Here is a 25,256-nt window from a genome sequence, read left to right on the forward strand (position 1 = left end):
ATGAAGTTTCATCAATCGATAAACGTTTGCCTAAGTTTTTTGGAAAAATAAGCCATTGTTTGGCGTGTGATAGTTGATCCCACGCTTTGAAATTACTTAAGAAATCTTTGTATTGATTTTGTAGGTTTTTGCCGCTAACGCCATAAAAAGAAGCAATCGCATTACAATCATTAGGCTTGGAATCTATTGATCTCTTTTAAAAAAGACGCAAACTCCTGTGTTAAACGAGTTCCGTCTGCTACTAAATTCCAATCTCTAAAAACTACTTGCCCAGTATCTTCGTCGAGCCATCTTCTGCGTGTGATATGCAGATATACTTGATGACCTCGAATTGGAAAATCTTGAACTGTTATCTCTTCAAAGAATCCTTTTGAGCTTAATTTATTCTGTCGGTACTCTTTGGGGACTGAATTAATTTCTTTTAAATATAAATGAAGTATCTCTTCTTCTTTTTCTTAAGAAGTCAATTTAAAATAATCCACAACAATTTCAGGTAATAATAATTTGATTAGTTCGCTATAGGAATCTTGCATTTGTATCTATTTTTAAAATACAAATATCGAAATTTAATATTTCCCCACAGGTTTTAGACTTGATCTAATTTCAGTAGGTCGATATAAGAATTTAATATTGTGTAGAATTTAGAACTACTAATATTAGATTTTAATATTTTTAACAAAAATAAGTTTTGATCTCTTTGAATCTAGCTAAAAGCAATTTTTTTAAAATTTAATTTTGCAGTTTATATCACTAATGCTTAGCGGTGTTAGATTAAAATTTAACACTTATTCACATTGAAGTTTATTGATTTTTCATTTAAAAAAAGTATTTTAGTATAATTATTTAAAATCAAATGTTTTATATGAAAAGAAGATCATTTTTAACTACTGCAACTATAGCTTCCGCAGGTCTCGCAACATTATCTATTGCTAGTTGCACCTTAGGTGTAAAAAAAGATGAAAATTCAAATTCTGATAAAGATTCGAACTCAACATTTGAACTAGAAGAGGAAACTATTGAGGGACTGCGCAAAAAATTAATCTCAGGCGAATATACTTCCGAGCAATTGGTGAACCTATATCTAAAACGTATTGAAAACATAGATAAAAATGGCGCTAAACTAAATTCAGTTATCGAGGTAAATCCAGATGCAATTGCTATTGCTGTTGCAATGGATAAAGAGCTAAAAGCAGGTAAAAGTAGAGGACCTTTACATGGAATTCCAATTTTAATAAAAGATAATATAGATACTGCTGATAAAATGCACACTACTGCTGGTTCATTAGCAATGTCAGGAAATATTGCTTTAAAAGATGCCTTTTTAGTAAAAAAACTGAGAGAATCTGGTGCAATAATCATTGGGAAAACTAATTTGAGTGAATGGGCTAATTTTCGATCAACGCAATCGTGTTCTGGGTGGAGTAGCAGAGGTGGTCAGACTAAAAATCCCTATATTTTGGATCACAATCCATGTGGGTCTAGTGCTGGTTCTGGTACGGCAGTTTCTGCCAATCTTTGCGTAGTTGCTATTGGAACAGAAACAGATGGCTCTATTGTGTGTCCAGCTTCGGTAAATGGAATTGTTGGAATTAAACCTACTGTTGGTTTGGTTAGTCGATCTGGCATTATTCCTATTTCAAAAACTCAAGATACAGCAGGACCAATGGCGCGAACTGTTACAGATGCTGCAATATTATTGGGTGTAATTGCAGCAATTGATGAATCTGATCCTGTGACACTAGAAAGCAAAGGAAAAGCTCAAAAGGACTATACTTCGTTTTTAGAAGTTAATGCTTTAAAAGGGAAACGTATCGGAATTGAAAAAAAGCCACAAGGGAACAATAAATATATCAATGCACTTTTAGAAGAGGCAATCAACCTGCTTAAAAAACAAGGTGCTACTATTGTAGAAATTGACTATTTGGAGAAAATTAACTCTTCAGGTCAAGCCGAATTTGAAGTTTTGCAATATGAATTTAAAGAGGGTCTTAATAGCTATTTAGCTTCGGCCAATGCAAAAGTAAAAAATTTAAATGAGGTTATTGCCTTTAATACCGCTAACGCAGATAAGGCAATGCCATATTTTAAACAGGAAACTCTGGAGAGTTCTGAAGCCAAAAAAGGTTTAGACAGTAAAGAATATATCACAGCACTGAACGCAAGTTTTGAGGGAAGCAAAAGCGTTTTAAATACTGTATTTAAGGATAATAAACTTGACGCTATTTGCGGAATTACCATGGGCCCAGCGTGCAGTATTGATGTTATTTACGGTGATCGTTGGGGAGGATATTCTTTGACTTCACCAGCTGCGACAAGCGGTTATCCTCATATTACAATTCCTTGTGGTCAAGTATATGATTTACCTGTAGGCTTATCTTTTTTTGGACTGCCTTACACGGAAGGTGAATTGATTGGATTAGGATTTGCCTATGAGCAAGTATCAAAAAAAAGATCGATCCCTGCATTAAAACCATCCTTTTTATTGTAAGTTCAATACCCATAATTAAGTACTGCGTTTTTTATAAAATCGAATACTCCTAAATCGTTAAACCTATTTAGGAGTATTTTTGTAAAAAGTGAATTCAAATACAATTATATACTAAATATTTGATTTATAGCTAAATACTCGATAAAGTAAACTCAAATTATTACAGCTTTTGAAAACGTTTGTAAATACTAATCTTTATTTGTTAATGTATATTTACATTTGTAGATAGCGATTAATCAAATTTTCAAACTAATATTAAGAGTTATAAAATCAAATAGTACTAATCTTTAAAATCTACAGATAAAGAGTTTACACAGTACCTTTGTCCTGTTTTTGTAGGTCCATCATCAAACACATGTCCCAGATGGCTTCCACAATTGGCACATAAAATTTCTGTACGTTTCATTCCGTGCGATACATCAGAAATGTATTGTACTGTGCCCGGTATGGATTCATCAAATGACGGCCAACCACAATGAGCATCAAATTTTGAATTACTTTCAAATAGTGCCTCTCCACAAGCACCACAGCAATAGCTTCCTTTTTCGAAATGCAAATTATAGGTTCCTGTATGCGGGTATTCGGTTTCTTTTTGACGAAGAATTTTGTAGCGTTCCTCACCTAATTGCTCTTTCCATTCTTGTTCTGTTTTTTCGATAGGATATGTCATAATTTTCTAATTTAAAATTCTGTTTATAGGTTTTGAATGAATTGTACTGTTTTTTCTATAACTTTTTGATTTCCTAAAATTTTTCTGTGTCCTAAACCATCTGTTAAAAATAATGTTCCGTTTTTTAAATAGTTATGAATATGAATTCCAGCTTTTACAGGAACTTCTACGTCGTTGTTGTCGTGAATTACTAAAACGGGAATGGTGGTTACTTTGGCTGCTAAAAACGCAGAATAATCATTCATTTTTTCTTTGTATTTCTTCTCAAAGTGTAAACTTAAAAGTGTACCTATTGTTGGTTTTAATTCTAATTTAGCTATAAAATCATCTATAATATCTTGTACAATATCTCCACTTCCAATGATTACAGCATGATTTACTTGCAAACCTTTTTTTATTGCATTCAATACTGACATTCCACCCAATGAATGTCCAATGGCAGCATCGAAAGGTCCAAATTGCTTATTAATTTCTAAAATAGTAGTTATAAAATCGACCATGATTGTTGTTTTACCTGGCGATTTGCCATGAGCAGGTGCATCAAAACTTATTGTTGAGTATCCCTGTTTTAGGATTTCATCTGCAATTTTAAACAACTGAGTACCACGACCGGACCATCCATGCACTAATAAAACTCTTTTTTCACTTGCGCCATATTTATAAATAACAACTTCCTTGTTAATTGCTGGAATCTTAATTAATTTTTGAATCGTGTTTTGATCCATGCTTAATTCTCTTTTTGGAATTTTATGTCTAATAGGCGTTGTAAAGAGTTTAGCGGTAAATAAAATAATCAGTTTTGTTGATATTAAAGCGATTACTTTACTGGTTAGTACTATAATTTTAGGAATTTTTAAAGTTTGTATAGTATTAGAACTGTTTTTTGTCATTTCAATAAATTTTCAAGCGTGTGATTATTTTGTAATTTTTTTAGTAAATTTAAAAAAACATAAAAGTAGTATTTTTTACAGATTGTTTTAAAAGTATTAACACAATTGAATTAAATTTTAAGATCAAATAAAGAAGTAAATAAAAACTATCAAAATTTCATAAATGGAAATATTTCATATCAGTGCAGAGTGTTATCCTGTTGCAAAAGTAGGCGGTTTAGCTGATGTTGTAGGTGCATTACCAAAATATCAAAATAATGCGGGACATAAAGTTCGAGTAGTAGTACCAAGTTATGACACCAAGTTTAAAAGAGAAAATGATTTTGAAAGTGTTCATTTAGGACATGTAAAATTGGGAAGTTTTAATTTTCCATTCCATATTTTAAAAGAAAAAAGAGATATTTTAGGATTTGAATTGTATTTGGTAGAAATCCCTGAGTTATTTGATAGGAAAGATGTATATGGATACCAAGATGATATTGAGCGATTTTTATCTTTTCAAATTGCTACTCTGGATTGGATTTTAACTCGACCCGACGTTCCGGATGTAATTAATTGCCACGATCACCACACTGGATTAATTCCTTTTATGATACTTTATAGTTATAAATATGCAAAATTAAAAGACACTCTCTCAATTATTACTATTCACAATGGCTTATACCAAGGACAATTTGGTTTTGATAAATTGTTTTATTTACCTGAATTTGATTTGGCTCATGTAAAAATTTTAGAATGGGACAATTGTATAAATTCATTGGCTACTGCCGTAAAGTGCGCACAAAGTGTGACTACAGTTTCACCAAGTTATCTGAATGAAATTAATAATTCGGCCAACGGATTGGAATCACTGTTTAATTTAGTGCGCTACAAATCCAAAGGTATTTTGAACGGAATTGATTTTGAAGTATGGGATCCCGCTAATGATGCTATGCTTTCAACCAATTATTCAATAAATAATTTTGAAAAAGGAAAACAAGAGAACAAAGCAAAACTATGTGATCTTTTTAATTTAGATCCCACCAAGCCTCTTTTTAGTTTTATAGGTCGGTTATTAGAAGAAAAAGGTGGCGATTTATTGCCACAAGCTTCGGAGTTAGCTTTGTCAGAAAATTTTCAACAGATTAATATTCTAATTTTAGGTTCCGGAAATGAAGTAATCGAAAATCAGTTGAATGGCTTATTATCAGATCATAAAGGAAATTACAACGCATTTATTGGGTACAATGAAGAATTAGCGCACCTAATTTATGCTGGTTCTGATTTTTTGTTAATGCCATCAAGAGTGGAACCTTGTGGTTTGAACCAAATGTATTCGCAGCGTTATGGAACAATTCCTATTGTGAGAAGAACGGGAGGGTTACGCGATACCGTTATTGATTTTGGGGATGATGGAAATGGAATTTGTCACGATCAGGGAACGGTTGGCGACATTTGTTACTCTATTCAAAGAGCGATACATTTATATGATGACAAACAACAATTAAACAAAATTATAAAACGAGGTATGAACGCCGACCACTCGTGGGAGCGGGTTTGCCAAGAATATATAGAAATGTACCAACTATTAATCAACAAAAAATGAAAGCTAAAAAGAAAAATGTAATTGCAATAATTTTAGGAGGTGGACAAGGTTCAAGATTGTATCCGTTGACTGAATCGAGATCCAAACCTGCTGTGCCCATAGGTGGTAAGTATAGATTAGTTGATATTCCTATTTCAAATTGTATGAATTCAGACATTTATAGAATGTTTGTTTTAACGCAATTCAATTCAGCCTCTTTAAATGCGCACATAAAAAACACTTATAATTTTAGTATTTTTAGTCATGCTTTTGTAGATATTCTTGCAGCTGAGCAAACTCCTGATAATCCAACATGGTTTCAAGGTACAGCTGATGCCGTGAGACAATGTATGCCACATTTTTTGAACCATGATTTTGATTATGCTTTAATTCTGTCTGGGGATCAGTTGTATCAAATGGATTTTAACGATATGCTAGAAGAGCATATTAAAAATGAAGCCGATATTTCTATTGCTACTTTGCCCGTAAACGCTAAAGATGCACCTGAATTTGGAATTTTAAAAACAAATTCTCAAAGTTGCATTGAGTCTTTTATTGAAAAACCAGCCAAGGAATTACTTCCAGATTGGGAATCGAATGTGAGCGACCAAATGAAAAGTGAAGGTAAAAATTACTTAGCTTCTATGGGAATATACATCTTCAACAAAAAACTGTTGATTGACATCATGTCTAACAAAGAGACTAAAGATTTCGGTAAAGAGATTATACCGCAAGCTGTAGGGCATAAAAAAATATTGAGTTATCAATATGAAGGGTATTGGACAGACATCGGTAATATTGATTCATTTTTTGAGGCTAATATTGGTTTAACCGAAGATTTGCCAAAATTTAATTTATTTGATAACGATAACAAGATTTTTACCAGACCTCGATTACTACCGCCATCAAAATTTAAAAAAACAATGGTTGAGCGATCTTTAATTTCTGAGGGCTGTATTTTAAATGCGAAAGAAATTACCAACTCAGTAATAGGAATTCGATCCAGAATAGGTGAAGGCACGGTCATTCAAAATTGCTATGTTATGGGTAATGATTTCTATCAAAATATTGATGACATGAATGAAGATGTTAACAACGGTAATCAATTAGTTGGCATTGGCGAAAGATGTTTTATTAAAAATGCACTAGTCGATAAAAATTGTAGGATTGGCAATGATGTTTATATAAACGGTGGTCCACACCTTGAAGATTTTTCTAATGAAATATATGCCATAAAAGATGGAATTGTGGTTATTAAAAAAGGTGCAGTAATACCAGATAACTATGTTATAAAATAATTGACAGACAAATTTTTTTAATAATACTCTATTTTTAATCAAGTAGACAGACACCTTTTTTTATGAGCAAAGTTATTTCGCATTCTCTTTTTACAGATTTTGATATCGACTTATTTAAGTCTGGAAAACATTTCCGACTTTACGAAAAATTGGGCGCTCATCTCGTGACAGTTGAAGGAGTAGATGGCGTTTATTTTGCAGTTTGGGCTCCTACGGCATCATCTGTTTCTGTGGTAGGCGATTTTAATTTTTGGACACAAGGTGAACATCAATTGGAAGTGCGCTGGGATTCATCTGGAATTTGGGAGGGATTTATTCCAAATATCGAACAAGAAACGATTTATAAATATAAAATAGAGTCGACTAATAATGGCATCGTTACAGAAAAAGCAGATCCTTTTGCTTTTTATTGCGAAAAATCTCCGCATACGGCCTCTGTAGTTTGGGATTTAAACTATAAATGGAAAGACGATAATTGGATGGAAACGCGTCAGCATCACAATGGTTTAAACAAGCCCTATTCCGTTTATGAAGTGCACTTAGGTTCATGGAAGAGGCATGTGGAAGAAAATCGTTTTCTTACTTATTTAGAATTTGCTAACGATTTAGTTAATTATGTCAAAGAAACGGGTTTTACGCATGTTGAATTTATGCCTATTATGGAATATCCGTATGATCCGTCTTGGGGTTATCAACTCGTGGGCTATTTTGCTCCAACTTCCCGTTTTGGGAATCCGCAGGAATTTATGTACTTAATTGATACATTACATGAAGCTGGAATTGGGGTAATTCTGGATTGGGTACCCTCTCATTTTCCTGATGATGCGCATGGATTAGGATTTTTTGACGGATCTAATCTATTTGAACATCCTGATCGCAAAAAAGGCTATCATCCAGACTGGAAAAGTTTGATTTTTAATTATGGGCGCAATGAGGTACGCTCCTTCTTGATTAGTAATGCGCTGTTTTGGTTGCATCATTATCATGTAGATGGTTTGCGAGTTGATGCTGTGGCTTCGATGCTATATTTAGATTATTCAAGAAAAGAAGGAGAATGGGAACCTAATATTTATGGTGGCAGAGAAAATTTAGATACCATCAGTTTCCTGAAAGAATTCAATGAAGCGGTTTATTCAAATTATGAAGGTGTACAAACAATTGCGGAGGAAAGTACTTCGTTTCCAATGGTTTCAAGACCAACCTCAATGGGTGGTTTGGGTTTTGGAATGAAATGGATGATGGGCTGGATGCATGACACTCTAGAATATTTTAAAAAAGAGACCGTCTACAGAAAACACCACCAAAATGACTTGACGTTCTCCATGACCTATACTTTTTCTGAAAATTTTATGTTGCCACTATCACACGATGAAGTGGTCTACGGAAAGAAATCTATTGCCGGCAGAATGCCAGGTGATGAATGGCAGAAATTTGCTAATCTAAGGCTACTTTATGGCTATATGTTTGTGCATCCTGGAACAAAATTACTGTTTATGGGTAGTGAATTTGGACAAAGCAATGAATGGAACTTTGAAGGAAGTCTAGATTGGCATTTGTTGCAGTTTCCGCATCATGCAGGTATAAAAAAATTGATTACAGATTTAAATAATTTGTACAAAACACAACCTGCTTTGCATGAAAAACAATTTAGTCCTGAAGGTTTTGAATGGATTAATTATTCGGATCATCAAAATGCTGTCGTGTCATTTATTAGAAAAGGAAACGATCCAAACGAGCATCTAATTGTTGTTTGTAATTTCACTCCAGTAATTCGTTTAGAGTACCGAATTGGCTTGCCTAAAAAAGGGCAGTTAATGGAAATTTTTAATAGTGATCTTACAAATTATGGTGGTAGTGGAGTTTTAAACTCAGATAAAATAGTCATAGAAGCCATGCCTTATGATGGAAGAGATTATTCTGTTGCATTAGTTTTGCCTCCATTAAGTGTAGTAGTTTTTAAAATTGCATAAATCAAGACGACTGTTTTTACCTTAACAAAACAATGGTTTTCATCACAAATGAAAACCATTGTTGTATCATTGATTCTACGAGAAATTTTGCTACAACGTTTTCGCTAATAAAACACACATATATAACTGTTTACAAAGTAATTTTGTATGTTTGGTTTTTTAAAAAAGATTAAAATTAATACCTTAAAATATGATTACGAATACAGAATTAGAATACAAAGGCGATTTATACCCCACAAAAATTGTTTCTTTTGAACATGATGTAGATTCTATATATTTCCATACTGATAATAGTGTTATTTTGAAGGTAACTGTACTGAGAGACAGTTTAATCCGATTTAGGTTTACAACAAAAGGGTATTTTAGTACTGATTTTTCCTATGCAATTGATAAAAGTCATTCTCATGGCTACAATTTTCTAGAGGTTACTGAGCATCAAGAATATTACCAAATTAAAACTAGTAAAGTAAAATGTTGCATTCAAAAATTAGACATGAGGTTGTCTATTTTTGATTTAGAAGATGCAATTATTTTAGAGGATGAATTGGGTTTTCATTGGGAAGAAAGCTACGAGTACGGTGGAAATATCGTTAAAATGAGTAAAGCATCAAAAGATGGAGAATGCTTTTATGGTCTTGGCGATAAAGCCACACAAATGAATTTGAAAGGGAAGCGACTGGAAAATTTTGCTACCGATCAATATGCGTTTCAAAAAGATCAAGAGCCCTTATACAAAGTGGTTCCCTTTTATATAGGATTACAAAATAAACAGTCTTACGGTATTTTCTTTGATAACACTTTTAGGACCTATTTTGATTTTTGTCACGAACGAAGAAACGTAACGAGTTATTGGGCAGAAGGTGGCGAAATGAATTATTATTTTATTTATGGCCCCCAAATGCAAGATGTAGTAACAACCTATACTGATTTAACTGGTAAACCAGAATTGCCTCCACTATGGGCACTTGGCTATCATCAATGCAAGTGGAGTTATTATCCTGAAAGTAATTTTAAGGCTATTGCGGCTAAATTTAGAGCACTCAAAATTCCATGTGACGCCTTGTATTTAGACATTGATTATATGGATGGTTTTCGATGTTTTACTTGGAATAAAGACTATTTTCCAGACCCGAAAAAAATGGTGGCTGAACTAGCTGAAGATGGTTTTAAAACGGTTGTTATTATCGATCCTGGAATAAAAATCGACAAAGAATATTCCGTTTACAAAGAAGCTTTAGAAAAAGATTATTTTTGCAAAAGAGCTGATGGGCCTTACATGAAAGGAAAAGTTTGGCCAGGAGAATGTAACTTTCCAGACTACACCAATCCAGCAGTACGAGAATGGTGGGCAGGATTATTCAAAGAACTTATTTCAGATATTGGAGTAAAAGGTGTGTGGAATGATATGAATGAACCCGCAGTAATGGAGGTTCCCAACAAAACATTCCCTATGGATGTGCGCCATGATTATGATGGTAATCCTTGTAGCCATAGGAAAGCACATAATATTTACGGTACGCAAATGGCCAGAGCAACATACCATGGTGTAAAACGTTTTGCCTATCCTAAAAGACCTTTTGTCATTACGCGATCAGCCTATGCAGGAGCGCAACGCTACTCATCATCTTGGACTGGAGATAATATAGCTACTTGGGAACATTTATGGATAGCCAATATTCAAATGCAACGTATGTCAATTTCAGGAATGGGCTTTACGGGTTCTGATATTGGAGGTTTTGCAGAACAACCATCTGGGGAATTGTATGCGCGCTGGATTCAATTGGGTGTTTTTCATCCTTTTTGTAGAACACACTCTTCAGGCGATCATGGAGACCAAGAACCATGGGCTTTTGACGAGGAAGTGATTGACATTACAAGAAAGTTTGTCAACTTACGATATCAATTGTTACCTTACCTGTATACCATGTTTTGGCAATATATCGAGGAAGGAATTCCAATGCTAAAACCGTTAGTATATTTCGATCAAGAAGATACTCAAACACATTATAGAAATGATGAATTTATTTTTGGGAATCAAATCTTGGTATGTCCTATTTTAGAACCCAATGCGGTAGGCAGAAGAATGTATCTTCCTCGTGGTATTTGGTATAATTACTGGACTAATGAACAGGTAAGAGGTGGTAAGGAAATTTGGGTGGATACAAAATTTGACCAGATTCCGATTTTTGTGAAAGCTGGAGCTGTTATTCCTAAATATCCTGTTCAGCAATACGTTGGAGAATTACAGTTTGAAGAGCTTACATTAGATGTTTATTACAAAGAAGGAAAAGAAAAATCTGTGGTTTATGAAGATGCACAAGATGGATATGACTACAAAAAAGGAAGGTATAGCTTTTTGTCATTTCAAGCGACAGGTAAAGAAAAGGAATTGAACATTCAGTTGCATAAAGAAGGGAAGTACGATACCAATTATTCGAAGTATAAGATCAATTTAATTGGTTTACCCTTTAAAGTCAAAATGATCGAAATTGATAATGTAGAAGTATCATTTGATATAAATACTTTAGAAATTTCAGGTTATTTAATTGTTGATAAGGAGTTTACGGCTTTGCACATTTCTGGAGAATAACAAATAAAGTTGATACTTTTACTTTTAATTATATAAATATAAATATTTGTAATCATTGTATTTTTGTTAAACAATTAAAATATAAAATTATGAGAAAGCATTTAATAGTAGGGATTATAGCATTAGGTTTAGTGTATTCATGTGCTACTAATCCTGTAACAGGTAAAAAAAATTTTAACATTGTTTCTAATACAGCTTTATTTCCAACTTCCTTTCAACAATATGGTACTTTTTTAAAGGAGAACAAAGTTATTACAGGAACTGCTGATGCCAGAAAAGTTGAAGCGGTGGGAATGCGAATCAAAGCTGCTGCAGAAAAATATTTAACTTATTTAGGACAAAATCAATATTTAGCAGATTACCGTTGGGAATATAAATTGATTGACAATAAAGAGGTTAATGCATGGTGTATGCCTGGAGGAAAAATCGTTGTGTATTCTGGAATTTTACCTGTAACGTTGAATGATTCTGGTTTAGCTACTGTAATGGGACATGAAGTATCTCATGCCCTAGCAAATCACGGTGCGCAACGTATGAGCGCTTCTCAATTGCAACAATTAGGAGCAGTAGGAGTAGCAGTTGCCACTGGAGGTAAAAGTGAACAAACACAACAGATATGGGGTCAAGCCTATGGATTAGGGTCTCAGTTTGGTGTAATGCTTCCTTTTAGTAGAAATCATGAAACCGAAGCAGATAAAATTGGATTAACTTTGATGGCAATCGCTGGATACAATCCAGAGGAATCAATTACGTTCTGGTCCAGAATGGCAGCCCAATCAGCAGGACAAGCGCCACCAGAATTTATGAGTACACACCCATCTGATGCAACAAGAATCGCTAACTTAAAAGTATTGATACCTGAAGCAAGAGCATTAGCTGCAAAAGTTGGAGTAATTAGATAATCCAGAATTCTGGAAGAGAAAAAAATAAGGCTATCCCTAAAAGGATAGCCTTATTTTTTTGTTCTTTTTATAGTGCACAGTTTCTTATCGTAATGATTTCTTAATGTGTAAAATATTTGTATTTTTTATGGTTCTTAATTAAAAATAAATACATTCGTAATCAAAAAATAAATGATATGGCTGAATTAGAAAAAGGAAGTAAAAAATTATTAAATGCGTGGGCTTTTTATGACTGGGCAAATTCTGTATACACCTTAACAATTGCTTCTGCAGTATTTCCTATTTTTTACGATGCTTTATTTACAGATCGAAGTCATTATATTGATGTTTTTGGGCTGCACCTCAAGAACTCCGCTTTAATAAGTTTTGTTACGGCTTTTGCATTCCTAGTTGTGTCTTTTCTTTCGCCATTATTATCTGGAATTGCAGATTATGTTGGAGATAAAAAATCATTTATGAAATTTTTTTGTTATTTGGGAGCACTGTCATGTATGGGTTTGTATTGGTTTAATTTAGAGAACATTTACATCGGATTGATGTTTTACTTTTTTGGACTGATTGGGTATTGGGGAAGCCTCGTTTTTTATAATTCCTACTTACCTGATATTGCTTATCCAGAACAGCAAGATAGTATTAGCGCCAAAGGATATTCATTAGGATATATTGGGAGTGTCATTTTATTAGTGATTAATTTGGGCATGATTATGAAGCCAAAACTTTTTGGAATCACAGGAACAGATGGGGAAGCCGCTATGAAAGCCATGCGCTATTCCTTCGTAATGGTTGGTGTGTGGTGGGTACTTTTCAGTCAGTATTCCTATTATTTCTTGCCAAAAGGTAACAAAAATAACGATCGTAAAGTTACTCGTCATGTCGTATTTAATGGATTTAAAGAATTAAAGAAAGTATGGGTTTTATTGCAAGAAAACAGTGCATTAAAGCGCTACTTAGAGAGTTTTTTTGTGTCTAGTATGGCAGTACAAACGGTAATGTTAGTTGCTACATATTTTGGAGCACAAGAAATTGCTTGGTCTTCAAAAGAGGAGGGAACCATCGGTTTGATAATTTGTATTTTAATCATTCAATTAGTAGCGGTGTTAGGCGCGTTTTTAACTTCAAGAGCTTCAGCTAAATTTGGTAACATTCCTACATTGATTGGTATTAATTGTATTTGGGCAGCTTTTTGTGCACTTGCATTTTTTATTACTTTACCCATACATTTTTATGTAATGGCTTCAATTGCAGGTTTGGTAATGGGAGGAATTCAATCTTTATCACGTTCTACTTATTCAAAATTACTTCCAGAAACGCAAGATACCGCTTCGTTTTTTAGTTTTTATGACGTCGCAGAGAAAATAGGAATCGTAATAGGAATGGTGGTATATGGCGTTATTGATCAGATTACTGGTAGTCCTAGATTAGCCATTGTATTTCTTGGTGTATTCTTTGTGACTGCTGTTTTTCTGTTAAAAAGGGTGCCAAAAAAAGGTGTTTTAAATGAATAAAACACCTTTAAAACAATACAAGTACTAGCTAATTTACATTTTTGAAATAGCTCCTGAGCCGCTCACCTTAACATCTTTTTTTGTTGGGTTTCCCTTGTAATCAATATCTCCTGAGCCTGAAACTCTGGCGTAAAGGCTATCGCTACAATAAATAATGGTGTTGCCTGAGCCAGATACAGTTGCTTTGGCATTTGTTGCTTTAAGGTTGGCTGCGTCTATATCTCCAGATCCATTTAGATTTGTATCTAAATTTACTGTGTTCCCACTAAGTTTTATGTCGCCTGAACCACTCAAATTAATTTCAATATCATTTGATTCTATTCCTAACTTCATATCACCCGAACCAATTAGTTTGACTGCAAATGTTTTGGATTTAATACTGTTTTTAGTAATCACATCGCCTGAACCAGTCAAGGAAACCTGAGTTATGCTTTCAAAGGGAACAACAATTACAATTTGCTTTCCTTTGCTAGACGTAAAATATTTGTTCTTTTCAGTTGAAATTTTCAATACCTGATTGACTACTTCAACTTTTATGAATGGTACTAAATTTTCTTCTCCTTTTACAGTTATATTTCCTTCTTTTCCTGCAACTAATTCTACATCAAAAAATCCCGTAATTGCGATTTCATCATAAGAAGCGGTACTTCTATTTTCAGTAATAAATTTCCCGTTTCCTTTTATTTTTTGATTGGATGACCATTGTGCATAAGTCATAGTAGTTAGTAATAGCAAGCAACTAACAAATAATTTAATTGATTTTTTCATGATTAAAGTTTTAGAGTTATTGTTTTTTTAGGAGTGTTACATTTCCGTAATCTGACATTATAGTGATGTTGTTTACTCCTTTTTTCTTATAGAAACCACTGTATTTTTTCAAGTTATTTGAGTCCTCTTTTGAATCTATTTCTAATTCATTGTCATGTTTAAAACTAGCATATTTTACAGATACATTAAAATCAAAAGCAAAATTAGCATCAAAACCAATGTTTAATCCTGTGTAACCCGCTGCAATAGCTATACTATTGGCTTTTGCACTAATAGTTCCAATAGTTACATTGCTGTATTTGGTCGACAGTTTTAAAGTATTGGACAGTTCACCAATTTTGAGCGTTAAGTAATTGCCGCTTGCATCTAAGGATTTTACATTTTGAATTTTGATAGTTCCATATTGACTGCTGTATTTGATAGCATCGCTTTCTTGAATTTCGATATCAGTATAATCAGAAGTCAAGTCAAGTTTTATGACTTCTCCAATTTTTAGGTTCGAATATTTTGCAACGATGTTGGCATTTTTCAGATATGAAATAGTCGAATTAGAGCAATATTCTACAAGTACATTATTAGAGTTTCCGGATAATCTACCTAATGCAATTTTACCATATTTACATTTAATTTCTGCCTCAGTAAATAAATCAGCCGTATTTATGTTCCCGTATTTATTATGCAATTTTACACTTCCATTTCTTGGAATTTTTAGGGTATAATTAATCTGAAAACTATTGTTTTTACCATTGCTTTTATAGCTGGAGTTTCCCAAAATTGTTTTTGCAGTAATCAATCCTTTCAGCGCAATGATATCAATATTAATATCGGTCAAGCGTTGGTTCACCCAATTTTCGTTGTCACCACTCACTTTTATTACAATATCCAATTCGGTTTTATCTTCGTCCCAAGTGCTTACAGAAATAGTACCGTATGAATTATCGATGTAAAGACCCGCATCCGAATTTACGAAATACGTTTTCTTGATTATTTTTTGTTTAGAATGAATGTAATCTGGCTCATTTGAAAATCCTAAAAAGGGTATTAAAGCCAATAATAGGACTATTTTAAATTGTTTTTTCATCTGATATGGTTTTTAATTTTTCAGTGTTTTCAATATGTAGCAGAACATTTTGTAAAAAAGAAATTCGCGTTTGCAGATTGCTGATCATCGCATAAATAATTTGTTTGCTCTCGCCATTGGTTTCTAATTCCTTAATTATTTTGGTATAATCACTATCTAAAGTTCTCATTTGCTGGAGTGCATCTGCAATTATTCTTTTATTTTCTGGAGACTTTTTTTCCTTAATTTTTTCTAATTCTTTTTCTATTAAAATTGTAAAAATAGAATCGGTTTGTTTTGTTTCTTGTGATGCAAACCGCAAGTCTTCCGTTTTTTTAGGTGTTGTATTAAAAATGGAAAGTCCCAGCATGATGATTATAGAAGCCGCGATGCCAAAAGAAACAAAGCGTTTCCAATTTGATTTTTCAGGTTTCAATTTTTTAATAAATCGTTCTTCATGACTGGTTTCAAGAGTCTCGATGTCCCATTCATTTTCATATTTTGTAAATAATTGATCCAGTTTTTTAAAATCCTTTTTCATATTTCCTCTAGTTTTTTACGTAAACAATCTTTGGCTCTACTTAGTGTAGTTCTGCAATTGGCATAACTAATATTCAGAATTTCGCTTATTTCTTCTTGATCATATCCTTCAATATAAAACAAGGTCAAAACCATTCTGTAATTGTATTTTAGTTTATTAATAGTCTCTAAAATTTGTTTTACTTTGAGTTCATTAAAATTTGAACTTTCTATTGAATCGGCATCATTCTCTTCAATTTTATAAAGCGTAGTATCAAAATCTTCTGGTTTAAATTGATTGTTTTTTTTATAAAAATCAATACTACAGTTCACGATGATTCTTTTTAACCAAGCCCCAAAGACCACTTCTTTCTTGTAATCATTTATTTTCGTAAAAGCTTTTAAGAAACCTTCCTGCATAACATCTTCTGCAAAATGTACATCTTTTACAATTCGGTACGAAACATTGTACATCGCTTTTGCATAGCGATTGTAAACCTCGCATTGTGCTTTTTGATTTTTTTGCTGGCAAAGCACAATTAATTTTTCGATGGTGTAGTTGGTGAAACTCAAACAGTTTATTTTAGTTTATTGTAAGGACTTGTTATTTTCTCGTTTGTTACAGTTTTATAAAACTAATGTACATTTTTTCTTTTAACCTGTTTTAAATTGTTTTATTTGGTTGCTGTTGCTACAATCAAAAAAAGTTGTTTTGAATGGGAATTAGTACAAAGTGATTGTGTTTTGGCACAGTGATTGAATCTTTTAGAGTTTTGCAAATTATAAGAAGTAAACAATGATTTTATTTAAAAAGAATATTCTGAAACCTTATATTTGCTTAAAAGTTGCAATTTTTAATGACAAAAAGACTTAAATAATACTATGTCAAATCATAAAATACTTACTATTGACAATCTGTCACTTCAAGAATTTGATTCGGAAGCAGATTTAATTCCACTATTAACTCCTGAAGATGAGGAGGAAATGAACAACGAGGCTTTACCCGAATTATTGGCTATTTTACCGTTGCGAAATATGGTTTTATTTCCTGGTGTTGTTATTCCAATTACTGCAGGACGCGATAAATCAATCAAATTAATTAATGACGCCAATGCCGCTGGAAAAACAATTGGTGTCGTTGCACAAATTAACGAAGAAGACGAAGATCCAACTAAAAATGACATTCACCGCATAGGTACTGTTGCTCGAATTTTGCGAGTTTTAAAAATGCCTGATGGAAATATTACGGTTATTCTTCAGGGTAAAAAGCGATTCGAGATTGATACTGTTATTGAGGAACTACCGTATCTAACAGCAAAAATTAAAGAGGTTCCTGAGAAAAGACCCAAAAAAAATGATACCGAGTTTTTGGCTATTCTGGATTCAGTTAAAGAGTTAGCCATTCAAATTATCAAAGAAAGTCCAAACATTCCTAGTGAGGCGACCTTTGCTATCAAGAATATCGAGAGCCAATCCTTCTTGATCAATTTTGTTACTTCTAACATGAATTTGCTTGTTAAAGAGAAGCAAGATTTGTTGGCTATTAATGAGTTGAAAGGACGCGCTTTAGAGACGCTAAGATATATGAATATCGAGTTGCAAAAACTTGAATTAAAAAATGATATTCAGTCAAAAGTTCGTTTTGATTTAGACCAGCAACAACGTGAATATTTCTTGCATCAGCAAATGAAAACCATTCAGGAGGAGCTAGGTGGTGTTTCCCAAGAGGAAGAAATGGACGAAATGCTACAAAAGTCTTTGACCAAAAAATGGGATGATAAAACTAAAAAGCATTTTGATAAAGAATTGTCAAAAATGCGTCGCATGAATCCGCAGGCTCCTGATTTTGGTATACAAAGAAATTATTTAGAGCTGTTTCTAGAGTTGCCTTGGAACGAATATTCTAAAGATATTTTCGACTTAAAACGTGCGCAGAAAATTTTAGACAGAGACCATTTCGGACTAGAAGAAGTAAAGAAAAGAATGATAGAACATCTTGCAGTTTTAAAATTGCGAAATGATATGAAATCGCCAATTATTTGCTTGACAGGACCTCCAGGAGTTGGTAAAACTTCTATTGGGCGTTCTATAGCAGAAGCTTTAGGTAGAGAATATGTGCGCATTTCATTGGGTGGTTTGCGAGATGAATCAGAGATTCGTGGACACAGAAAAACCTACATTGGTGCAATGCCCGGACGAATTATTCAAAGCTTGAAAAAAGCAGGAACGTCAAATCCAGTTTTTGTTTTGGATGAAATTGATAAACTATCCAACAGCAATCAAGGCGATCCCTCTTCGGCTTTGCTAGAGGTTTTAGATCCGGAACAAAACAATTCTTTTTATGATAATTTCCTAGAAATGGGGTATGATTTGTCTAAAGTAATGTTTATTGCAACGTCTAATAATATGGCGGCCATTCAACCTGCTTTGCGAGACAGAATGGAAATCATCAAAATGTCAGGCTATACAATTGAAGAAAAGGTAGAAATTGCACGTCAGCATTTGTTTCCAAGACAATTAAAAGAACATGGTTTAACGACCAAAGATTTGACTATTGGAAAAAAACAATTAGAAAAAATTGTTGAAGGATATACTAGAGAATCTGGTGTTCGAGGTCTTGAAGCTAAAATTGCTCAAGTCATCCGTAATGCAGCTAAATCAGTTGCGATGGAAGAGGAGTACAATAAGAAAGTAACAGACGAGGATATTGTAAAAACACTTGGTGTTCCTAGATTAGAAAGAGATAAATACGAGAACAATGATGTTGCTGGAGTAGTTACAGGTTTGGCTTGGACTTCTGTTGGTGGTGATATTCTATTCATAGAATCGTTGCTATCTCCGGGAAAAGGAACTATGACTATTACTGGGAATTTAGGAACAGTAATGAAAGAATCAGCAACAATAGCTTTAGAATATATTAAAGCGAATGCGAAGCTTTTAGGATTAGATTCCGAGATTCTTTCTAAATACAACATTCACTTGCACGTTCCAGAAGGCGCTACACCAAAAGACGGTCCAAGTGCTGGAATTGCCATGTTAACTTCATTAGTTTCTTTGTTTACACAAAAACGGGTGAAGAAAAACTTAGCCATGACAGGTGAAATTACGTTACGTGGAAAAGTGTTGCCAGTAGGCGGAATTAAAGAGAAAATTCTTGCGGCGAAGAGAGCCAACATCAAAGAAATTATCTTGTGTCACGAAAATAAAAGTGATATCGATGAAATAAAATCGGAGTATCTTGATGGGCTTACGTTTCATTATGTAAAAGAAATGAGCGAAGTATTGCAATTTGCTTTAACCGATCAAAAGGTTAAAAATGCAAAAACGCTTTAGGAGAAAACTAAATTCCAACTTCTTAAATTCCAAATTCCAATACTGATTTTCAAGTTTTGGAATTTGGAATTTCTTTTTTTGATTTTTTTAAATTTATAATTTTATCTTCGCAATTGCGTTTTACCTCACACAAGTTGCACCTTAAAGCATGTTGAAAAAACTTTTATTATACCTTATAATCTTCATTTGCTCTGTGTCTTACAGTCAAATAGGAGGTAGGTATACGTATCAGTTTTTAAACCTAGTAACTTCTCCAAGACAAGCCGCACTAGGCGGAAAAGTAATTACAATTTATGATAATGATGTCAATCAAGCTCATTTTAATCCAGCGACAATAAATCCTGAAATGGACAACCATTTGGCGTTAAATTACGGAAGTTATTATAAGGAAGTAACTTATGGAACGGCTTCGTATGCCTACACATACGACCGGCATTTGCAAACATTTCAAGCTGGAGTAAATTATGTAAATTATGGTAATTTTGAAGGCTACGATGAAAATGGTCAGGAGACATCAGGCTTTACAGGTAGTGAAATAGCGTTGTCTTTTGGGTATGCTTACAATATTCCGAATACCGACATTCATGTAGGAGCAAGTGCCAAATTAATTTCATCAACTTTAGAAAGTTATAATTCATTAGGAGGTGCTGTAGATATTGGAGCGCTTTTTATTGATGAAAAAAATGATGTCAATTGGGGTTTGGCAATTCGAAATATCGGAACTCAATTTTCTACTTACAATGGTGTTCGTGAAAAATTACCACTCGAGATAATTGCTGGAGTTTCGCAAGAACTAGAAAATGTACCTATTCGTTGGCATCTTACACTAGAAAACGTACAGCAATGGAATATTGCATTTTCAAATCCAGCTAGAACTACTTCTTCATTTAATGGAGAATCAACCGAAGAAAAGGTTTCATTTGTGAATAATGCGTTGCGACATGTCATCGTAGGTGTGGAGCTTTTTCCCAAAAAAGCATTTAATTTGCGATTGGGATATAATTTTCGGAGAGCAGAAGAATTACGGTTAGAAGAGCAGCGTAATTTTTCGGGGATTTCGCTAGGTTTCGGACTTAAATTGAATAAGTTGAAATTTAATTATTCCTACTCTAGGTACACATTAGCGGGAAACACAAGTCTTTTTGGCTTAACCATTAACTTTCAAGAATGAGGGCTTAAATCAATCAATGACAAGTCAAGCTGATTAATTATTAAAAATTAAATACATTATTTTGAAAAATATTACCATTGCAATTGACGGTTTTTCCTCCACAGGAAAAAGCACGTTAGCCAAACAGCTCGCAAATCAACTAGGATATATTTACGTTGATACTGGAGCAATGTACCGTGCAGTAACTTTTTTTGCGATGCAAAACGGATACATAACTACCGATTTTTTTGACAAAGAAACCTTAATCAATAGTTTATCAAGTATAAAACTGCATTTTAAATTTAATCCTGATATGGGTTTTGCTGAAATGTATTTGAATGAGGTAAGTGTTGAAACAGAAATTAGAACTATTGAAGTTTCAAGTTTTGTGAGTAAAGTAGCTGAAGTTTCTGAAGTTCGTGCTAAACTAGTGGAACAACAGAAAGAAATGGGAAAAGACAAAGGAATTGTAATGGACGGAAGAGATATTGGTACTGTAGTTTTTCCAGATGCGGAACTTAAAATATTTATGACTGCAAGCGCTAGTACCAGAGCACAAAGACGATATGATGAGTTGGTAGCCAAAGGTGACGCCGTAACGTATGATGAAGTGCTCAAAAATGTAGAAGAGCGCGATTACATAGATACGAACCGTGAAGATTCACCATTGGTGATGGCGGCAGATGCAATTGAAATTGACAATTCATATTTGAGCCGTGAGGAACAATTTGTACAAGTTTTAGAATTGGTCAATGAAATCACTAAAACGATATAATTATTTGCAGATATCATTTTTAATGGTAGATTTACGCCTTGTAAATTTTTTAAAGTAAAAAAAACAATTCATCTCATGGGAATTAAAAATAGATTGATCATAATGAGTTTTCTCCAGTTTTTTGTTTGGGGAGCTTGGTTGATTACCATTGCAAATTATTGGTTTGGTACGAAAAGTTGGGACGGAACTCAATTTGGATTGGTTTTTGGAACTATGGGAATTGCATCTTTATTCATGCCAACATTAACTGGAATAATTGCAGATCGATGGATAAATGCTGAAAAATTATACGGAGTACTACACATTTTATATGCTGGGGTTTTATTCTATATTCCGCAAGTAGCTACTCCTGAAACCTTTATTTATATTATGCTTTTGGCGATGTGTTTTTATATGCCTACTATAGCTTTAAGCAATTCTATCTCCTACAATGCATTGAAATTAAATAATAAGGATGTAATCAAGAATTTTCCACCAATTAGGGTTTGGGGAACAATCGGTTTTATTGTAGCGATGTGGATCACAAATCTAACTGGGAATAAGGCAACTGAATATCAGTTTTACATTGCAGGTTTAGCCGCAGTTGTACTGGGGATTTATTCTTTCACATTACCCAAATGTAAACCACAACGATTGTCTAAAGAAAATGCTTCCATTATGGAAACATTAGGACTTGAGTCTTTTAAATTATTTGCTGATTATAAAATGGCTTTGTTCTTTATTTTTTCTATGTTTTTAGGAGGAGCGCTACAATTAACGAATGCTTATGGAGATGTTTTTTTGGATGAATTCAAGAATTTCCCCAAATATGCTGATTCCTTTGTTGTAGAATATTCGACGATTATTATGTCAATTTCTCAAATTTCAGAGACTTTATTTATTCTTGCGATTCCATTTTTCTTAAAGCGTTTTGGAATCAAACAAGTAATGTTGATTAGTATGTTGGCTTGGGTATTGCGTTTTGGATTGTTTGCTTACGGAAATCCAACTAGTGGTTTATGGATGATTATCATGTCATGTGTAGTTTATGGAATGGCATTTGATTTCTTTAATATTTCAGGATCCTTATTTGTTGAAACGAATACCGATCCAAAAAATCGTTCCTCAGCGCAAGGGTTGTTTATGATGATGACCAATGGTTTTGGTGCGGTTTTAGGAAGTTTTACTTCGGGATGGGCTATTGATAAATATTTTACGAAATCATTTAATAATACTACTGAGTTAGCTGGTTTTCTGGAAACAGAAACGACAAATTCAAAAATGGTAGAGTTTGTAACTGGTCAAGGGAATGCAATTGGAGCAGATGGATTGTTCAGTAAAGTGATTTTAATGAAAGATTGGCATACGATTTGGTTGGCTTTTGCTATTTACGCCTTGATAATTGCGGTTGCATTTGCAGTTTTATTCAAACACAAACACAATCCTGAAGATGTTGAAAATGTAAGTCATTAAGACTGGATTTAAATAAATTGAACTCGATATTTTTTATGAGATATCGGGTTTTTTTATGCTCAAAAACCAATTGAAGTTATATAGCACCGAGTGAAGTGGAAATCCTCCCGATTTTATCGGGAGATTGCAACGAAAAGCGGGAGTAATCGTCATAAAAACATCAAAAATGCTGGCTCCTGATTTTCAAACAATTATCGCTGCATAATTATTTTGCAATTTGATATAAATTTGTTACTTTTGCAGTCCTTTTGGTGAATAAGAGTTTCCTTTAGGGTTCAACTAATTATACAAACAACTTCTGTTGTTTTCTAGCACATTAAGAAACTCGAGAGAATACAGAATACAAATTTTTAATCAGCATGTCTGAACAAGTAAAATCACAAGAAGAGTTTTTAGCAAATTTTAACTGGCACAATTTCGAAGAAGGTATTGATGCTGTTGATGAGAAAAACTTATTAGAATTCGAAGCACTAGTTTCAAAAACATTTATCGCTACTGATCAAGAAGAAGTGGTAGATGGTGTAGTTGTTAGAATTACAGATAGAGACGTAATTGTTGATATCAACGCAAAATCGGAAGGTGTTATTTCATTAAACGAATTCCGTTACAACCCAGCATTAAAAGTAGGTGATACTGTTGAAGTATTAATTGACATCCGTGAGGACAAAACTGGTCAATTAGTTTTATCTCACAGAAAAGCACGTACTATCAAATCATGGGATAGAGTTATTTCGGCTAACGAAACAGGAGAAATCGTTAATGGTTTTGTAAAATGCAGAACTAAAGGTGGTATGATCGTTGACGTTTTCGGAATTGAAGCGTTCTTACCAGGATCTCAAATTGATGTTAAGCCAATTAGAGATTACGATGTATACGTAAACAAAATGATGGAATTTAAAGTTGTGAAAATTAACCACGAATTTAAAAACGTAGTTGTATCTCACAAAGCGCTTATTGAAGCGGATATCGAAATCCAGAAAAAAGAAATCATCGGTCAATTACAAAAAGGACAAGTATTAGAAGGTGTTGTTAAAAACATTACTTCTTATGGTGTCTTTATTGACTTAGGTGGAGTTGATGGATTGATTCACATTACTGACCTTTCTTGGTCTAGAATCAACCACCCATCTGAAGTTCTTGAATTAGATCAAAAATTAAACGTTGTAATCCTTGATTTCGATGACGAAAAAACAAGAATACAATTAGGATTGAAACAATTAAACGCTCACCCTTGGGATGCTCTAGATGCTAAATTAGCTATTGGAGACAAAGTAAAAGGTAAAGTAGTTGTAATCGCTGATTACGGTGCTTTCATCGAAGTTGCTGAAGGTGTTGAAGGTTTAATCCACGTTTCTGAAATGTCTTGGTCTACGCACTTGCGTTCTGCTCAAGATTTCGTAAAAGTTGGTGATGTTGTTGAAGCTGTTATCTTAACTTTAGACAGAGATGACCGTAAAATGTCATTAGGTATCAAACAATTGTCTCAAGATCCTTGGACTGATATCACTGCTAAATACCCAGTAGGTTCTAAACATACAGGAATCGTTAGAAACTTTACAAACTTTGGAATTTTCGTAGAATTAGAAGAAGGAATTGATGGATTAATCTACATCTCTGACTTATCTTGGACTAAGAAAATCAAACACCCATCTGAATTTGTAAACGTTGGTGAAAAACTTGACGTTGTAGTATTAGAGTTAGATGTTGACGGACGTAAATTATCTTTAGGTCACAAACAAACTACTGCTAATCCTTGGGATCAATATGAAGACTCTTTCGCTGTAGGAACTATCCACAATGGTGAAATTTCTGAAATTGTTGACAAAGGAGCTACTGTAGAATTCGGAGATGATATCGTTGCTTTCATTCCAACTCGTCACCTTGAAAAAGAAGACGGAAAGAAATTGAAAAAAGGCGATACTGCTGATTTTAAAGTAATCGAATTCAACAAAGAATTCAAAAGAGTAGTTGCATCTCACACTGCTATCTTCCGTGAAGAAGAAGAGAAAAATGTGAAATCTGCTTCAGAAAACACATCATCTAACTCTTCTACAAATGCACCAGCTGCAACTTTAGGAGATAACAATGATATGTTAGCTGCATTGAAAGCTAAAATGGAAAAATCAGAGAAAAAATAATTTCCTGATTTTTTGAATATAGAAAGTCCCACAGCAATGTGGGACTTTTTTTATGGTTGTATTTTTCCAGGAGCTAATCCTGCTATTCGCTGCAATCTTTCTCTTCCTGAACTTGTTTCAGGAGCCTGAAACAAGTTCAGGAAGAGAAAGGATTTACGCTGCTATCAGGGCTAGGGAGTTTGTT

Annotated in this window: 18 protein-coding genes and 1 pseudogene; 12 read left to right on the plus strand and 7 right to left on the minus strand. The window is 33.6% G+C overall.

The genetic code is table 11. The features are described 5' to 3' along the window. Positions 1 to 170: 170 nt before the first annotated feature. A pseudogene (locus tag ACNQGO_RS15405) lies at positions 171 to 443 on the minus strand (ISAon1 family transposase N-terminal region protein); the annotation flags it as partial. A 419-nt stretch (positions 444 to 862) separates the two neighbouring features. Here ACNQGO_RS15405 and ACNQGO_RS12005 point away from each other — a divergent pair. Then, positions 863 to 2,488, plus strand: coding sequence for an amidase (locus ACNQGO_RS12005; protein WP_417985386.1), 1,626 nt, complete (start codon positions 863 to 865; stop codon positions 2,486 to 2,488). 280 nt (positions 2,489 to 2,768) lie between these two features. Here the strand turns inward: ACNQGO_RS12005 and msrB are convergent, their stop codons facing one another. Both msrB and ACNQGO_RS12015 read right to left on the minus strand, forming a co-directional pair. After that, positions 2,769 to 3,158 carry a peptide-methionine (R)-S-oxide reductase MsrB gene (gene msrB / locus ACNQGO_RS12010; protein ID WP_417985387.1) on the minus strand — a complete coding sequence of 130 codons (390 nt, stop codon included), beginning with the start codon at positions 3,156 to 3,158 and terminating at the stop codon, positions 2,769 to 2,771. 23 nt (positions 3,159 to 3,181) lie between these two features. Further along, complete coding sequence (locus tag ACNQGO_RS12015) at positions 3,182 to 4,048, minus strand: alpha/beta hydrolase (RefSeq protein WP_417985388.1); 867 nt, start codon at positions 4,046 to 4,048, stop codon at positions 3,182 to 3,184. Positions 4,049 to 4,211: 163 nt separating this feature from the next. Here ACNQGO_RS12015 and ACNQGO_RS12020 point away from each other — a divergent pair, with 163 nt between their 5' ends. The 6 genes from ACNQGO_RS12020 (at position 4,212) to ACNQGO_RS12045 (ending at position 13,877) form a co-directional block, all read left to right on the plus strand. Continuing rightward, on the plus strand, positions 4,212 to 5,633 hold the full coding sequence (locus ACNQGO_RS12020) for a glycogen synthase (RefSeq protein ID WP_417985389.1): 1,422 nt from the start codon (positions 4,212 to 4,214) through the stop codon (positions 5,631 to 5,633). Beyond that, entirely contained in the window at positions 5,630 to 6,910 is a 1,281-nt protein-coding gene (locus ACNQGO_RS12025) for a glucose-1-phosphate adenylyltransferase (protein ID WP_417985390.1), read from the plus strand. The genes ACNQGO_RS12020 and ACNQGO_RS12025 overlap by 4 nt, the downstream gene beginning before the upstream one ends. Positions 6,911 to 6,972: 62 nt before the next feature. After that, positions 6,973 to 8,880: a 1,4-alpha-glucan branching protein GlgB gene (gene glgB, locus ACNQGO_RS12030; protein ID WP_417985391.1), complete on the plus strand. Its 1,908-nt coding sequence runs from the start codon at positions 6,973 to 6,975 to the stop codon at positions 8,878 to 8,880. 190 nt (positions 8,881 to 9,070) lie between these two features. Next, positions 9,071 to 11,470 carry a glycoside hydrolase family 31 protein gene (locus tag ACNQGO_RS12035; protein WP_417985392.1) on the plus strand — a complete coding sequence of 800 codons (2,400 nt, stop codon included), beginning with the start codon at positions 9,071 to 9,073 and terminating at the stop codon, positions 11,468 to 11,470. 89 nt (positions 11,471 to 11,559) lie between these two features. After that, positions 11,560 to 12,372: a M48 family metallopeptidase gene (locus ACNQGO_RS12040; RefSeq protein WP_417985393.1), complete on the plus strand. Its 813-nt coding sequence runs from the start codon at positions 11,560 to 11,562 to the stop codon at positions 12,370 to 12,372. Between the two features lie 116 nt (positions 12,373 to 12,488). After that, positions 12,489 to 13,877, plus strand: a complete 1,389-nt coding sequence (locus ACNQGO_RS12045) for an MFS transporter (protein ID WP_417947672.1) — start codon at positions 12,489 to 12,491, stop codon at positions 13,875 to 13,877. A gap of 33 nt (positions 13,878 to 13,910) precedes the next feature. Here ACNQGO_RS12045 and ACNQGO_RS12050 read toward each other — a convergent pair whose 3' ends face one another. Genes ACNQGO_RS12050 through ACNQGO_RS12065 form a run of 4 tightly spaced genes read right to left on the minus strand, consistent with a single transcriptional unit; the run spans position 13,911 to position 16,797 of the window. Then, positions 13,911 to 14,645 (minus strand): head GIN domain-containing protein, encoded by a 735-nt coding sequence (locus tag ACNQGO_RS12050; RefSeq protein WP_417985394.1) that lies wholly within the window; start codon positions 14,643 to 14,645, stop codon positions 13,911 to 13,913. A gap of 16 nt (positions 14,646 to 14,661) precedes the next feature. After that, positions 14,662 to 15,726, minus strand: a complete 1,065-nt coding sequence (locus ACNQGO_RS12055; protein ID WP_417985395.1) for a hypothetical protein — start codon at positions 15,724 to 15,726, stop codon at positions 14,662 to 14,664. Beyond that, positions 15,710 to 16,246: an anti-sigma factor gene (locus tag ACNQGO_RS12060; RefSeq protein WP_417969566.1), complete on the minus strand. Its 537-nt coding sequence runs from the start codon at positions 16,244 to 16,246 to the stop codon at positions 15,710 to 15,712. Before ACNQGO_RS12060 ends, ACNQGO_RS12055 begins: the two co-directional genes overlap by 17 nt. Further along, entirely contained in the window at positions 16,243 to 16,797 is a 555-nt protein-coding gene (locus ACNQGO_RS12065) for an RNA polymerase sigma factor (RefSeq protein ID WP_417985396.1), read from the minus strand. The genes ACNQGO_RS12060 and ACNQGO_RS12065 overlap by 4 nt, the downstream gene beginning before the upstream one ends. A 309-nt stretch (positions 16,798 to 17,106) precedes the next feature. Between ACNQGO_RS12065 and lon the strand changes: the two genes are divergently transcribed. From lon to rpsA, 5 genes are all read left to right on the plus strand, one after another. Beyond that, complete coding sequence (lon, locus tag ACNQGO_RS12070; protein ID WP_417985397.1) at positions 17,107 to 19,557, plus strand: endopeptidase La; 2,451 nt, start codon at positions 17,107 to 17,109, stop codon at positions 19,555 to 19,557. A 148-nt stretch (positions 19,558 to 19,705) separates the two neighbouring features. Then, entirely contained in the window at positions 19,706 to 20,728 is a 1,023-nt protein-coding gene (gene porQ / locus ACNQGO_RS12075) for a type IX secretion system protein PorQ (protein ID WP_417985398.1), read from the plus strand. A gap of 61 nt (positions 20,729 to 20,789) precedes the next feature. Then, complete coding sequence (cmk, locus tag ACNQGO_RS12080; protein ID WP_417985399.1) at positions 20,790 to 21,482, plus strand: (d)CMP kinase; 693 nt, start codon at positions 20,790 to 20,792, stop codon at positions 21,480 to 21,482. 75 nt (positions 21,483 to 21,557) lie between these two features. Further along, a complete protein-coding gene (locus ACNQGO_RS12085) occupies positions 21,558 to 22,934 on the plus strand; it encodes a nucleoside permease (RefSeq protein WP_417985400.1) in 1,377 nt (458 codons plus the stop codon). A 359-nt stretch (positions 22,935 to 23,293) separates the two neighbouring features. Continuing rightward, positions 23,294 to 25,072, plus strand: coding sequence for a 30S ribosomal protein S1 (rpsA, locus tag ACNQGO_RS12090; protein WP_309755729.1), 1,779 nt, complete (start codon positions 23,294 to 23,296; stop codon positions 25,070 to 25,072). Positions 25,073 to 25,256 lie beyond the last annotated feature (184 nt).

It is taken from the genome of Flavobacterium frigidum (assembly GCF_048286735.1).
In the GTDB taxonomy this organism is placed as follows: Bacteria; Bacteroidota; Bacteroidia; order Flavobacteriales; family Flavobacteriaceae; genus Flavobacterium.

Bases quoted from the DNA above. Each gene is read 5' to 3' on its own strand.
- ACNQGO_RS12055 (WP_417985395.1), bottom strand. From the start codon at position 15,726: ATGAAAAAACAATTTAAAATAGTCCTATTATTGGCTTTAATACCCTTT.
- ACNQGO_RS12015 (WP_417985388.1), bottom strand. From the start codon at position 4,048: ATGACAAAAAACAGTTCTAATACTATACAAACTTTAAAAATTCCTAAA.
- porQ (WP_417985398.1), top strand. From the start codon at position 19,706: ATGTTGAAAAAACTTTTATTATACCTTATAATCTTCATTTGCTCTGTG.
- rpsA (WP_309755729.1), top strand. From the start codon at position 23,294: ATGTCTGAACAAGTAAAATCACAAGAAGAGTTTTTAGCAAATTTTAAC.
- msrB (WP_417985387.1), bottom strand. From the start codon at position 3,158: ATGACATATCCTATCGAAAAAACAGAACAAGAATGGAAAGAGCAATTA.
- ACNQGO_RS12085 (WP_417985400.1), top strand. From the start codon at position 21,558: ATGGGAATTAAAAATAGATTGATCATAATGAGTTTTCTCCAGTTTTTT.
- ACNQGO_RS12005 (WP_417985386.1), top strand. From the start codon at position 863: ATGAAAAGAAGATCATTTTTAACTACTGCAACTATAGCTTCCGCAGGT.
- ACNQGO_RS12050 (WP_417985394.1), bottom strand. From the start codon at position 14,645: ATGAAAAAATCAATTAAATTATTTGTTAGTTGCTTGCTATTACTAACT.
- glgB (WP_417985391.1), top strand. From the start codon at position 6,973: ATGAGCAAAGTTATTTCGCATTCTCTTTTTACAGATTTTGATATCGAC.
- ACNQGO_RS12060 (WP_417969566.1), bottom strand. From the start codon at position 16,246: ATGAAAAAGGATTTTAAAAAACTGGATCAATTATTTACAAAATATGAA.
- lon (WP_417985397.1), top strand. From the start codon at position 17,107: ATGTCAAATCATAAAATACTTACTATTGACAATCTGTCACTTCAAGAA.
- ACNQGO_RS12025 (WP_417985390.1), top strand. From the start codon at position 5,630: ATGAAAGCTAAAAAGAAAAATGTAATTGCAATAATTTTAGGAGGTGGA.
- ACNQGO_RS12040 (WP_417985393.1), top strand. From the start codon at position 11,560: ATGAGAAAGCATTTAATAGTAGGGATTATAGCATTAGGTTTAGTGTAT.
- ACNQGO_RS12035 (WP_417985392.1), top strand. From the start codon at position 9,071: ATGATTACGAATACAGAATTAGAATACAAAGGCGATTTATACCCCACA.
- ACNQGO_RS12020 (WP_417985389.1), top strand. From the start codon at position 4,212: ATGGAAATATTTCATATCAGTGCAGAGTGTTATCCTGTTGCAAAAGTA.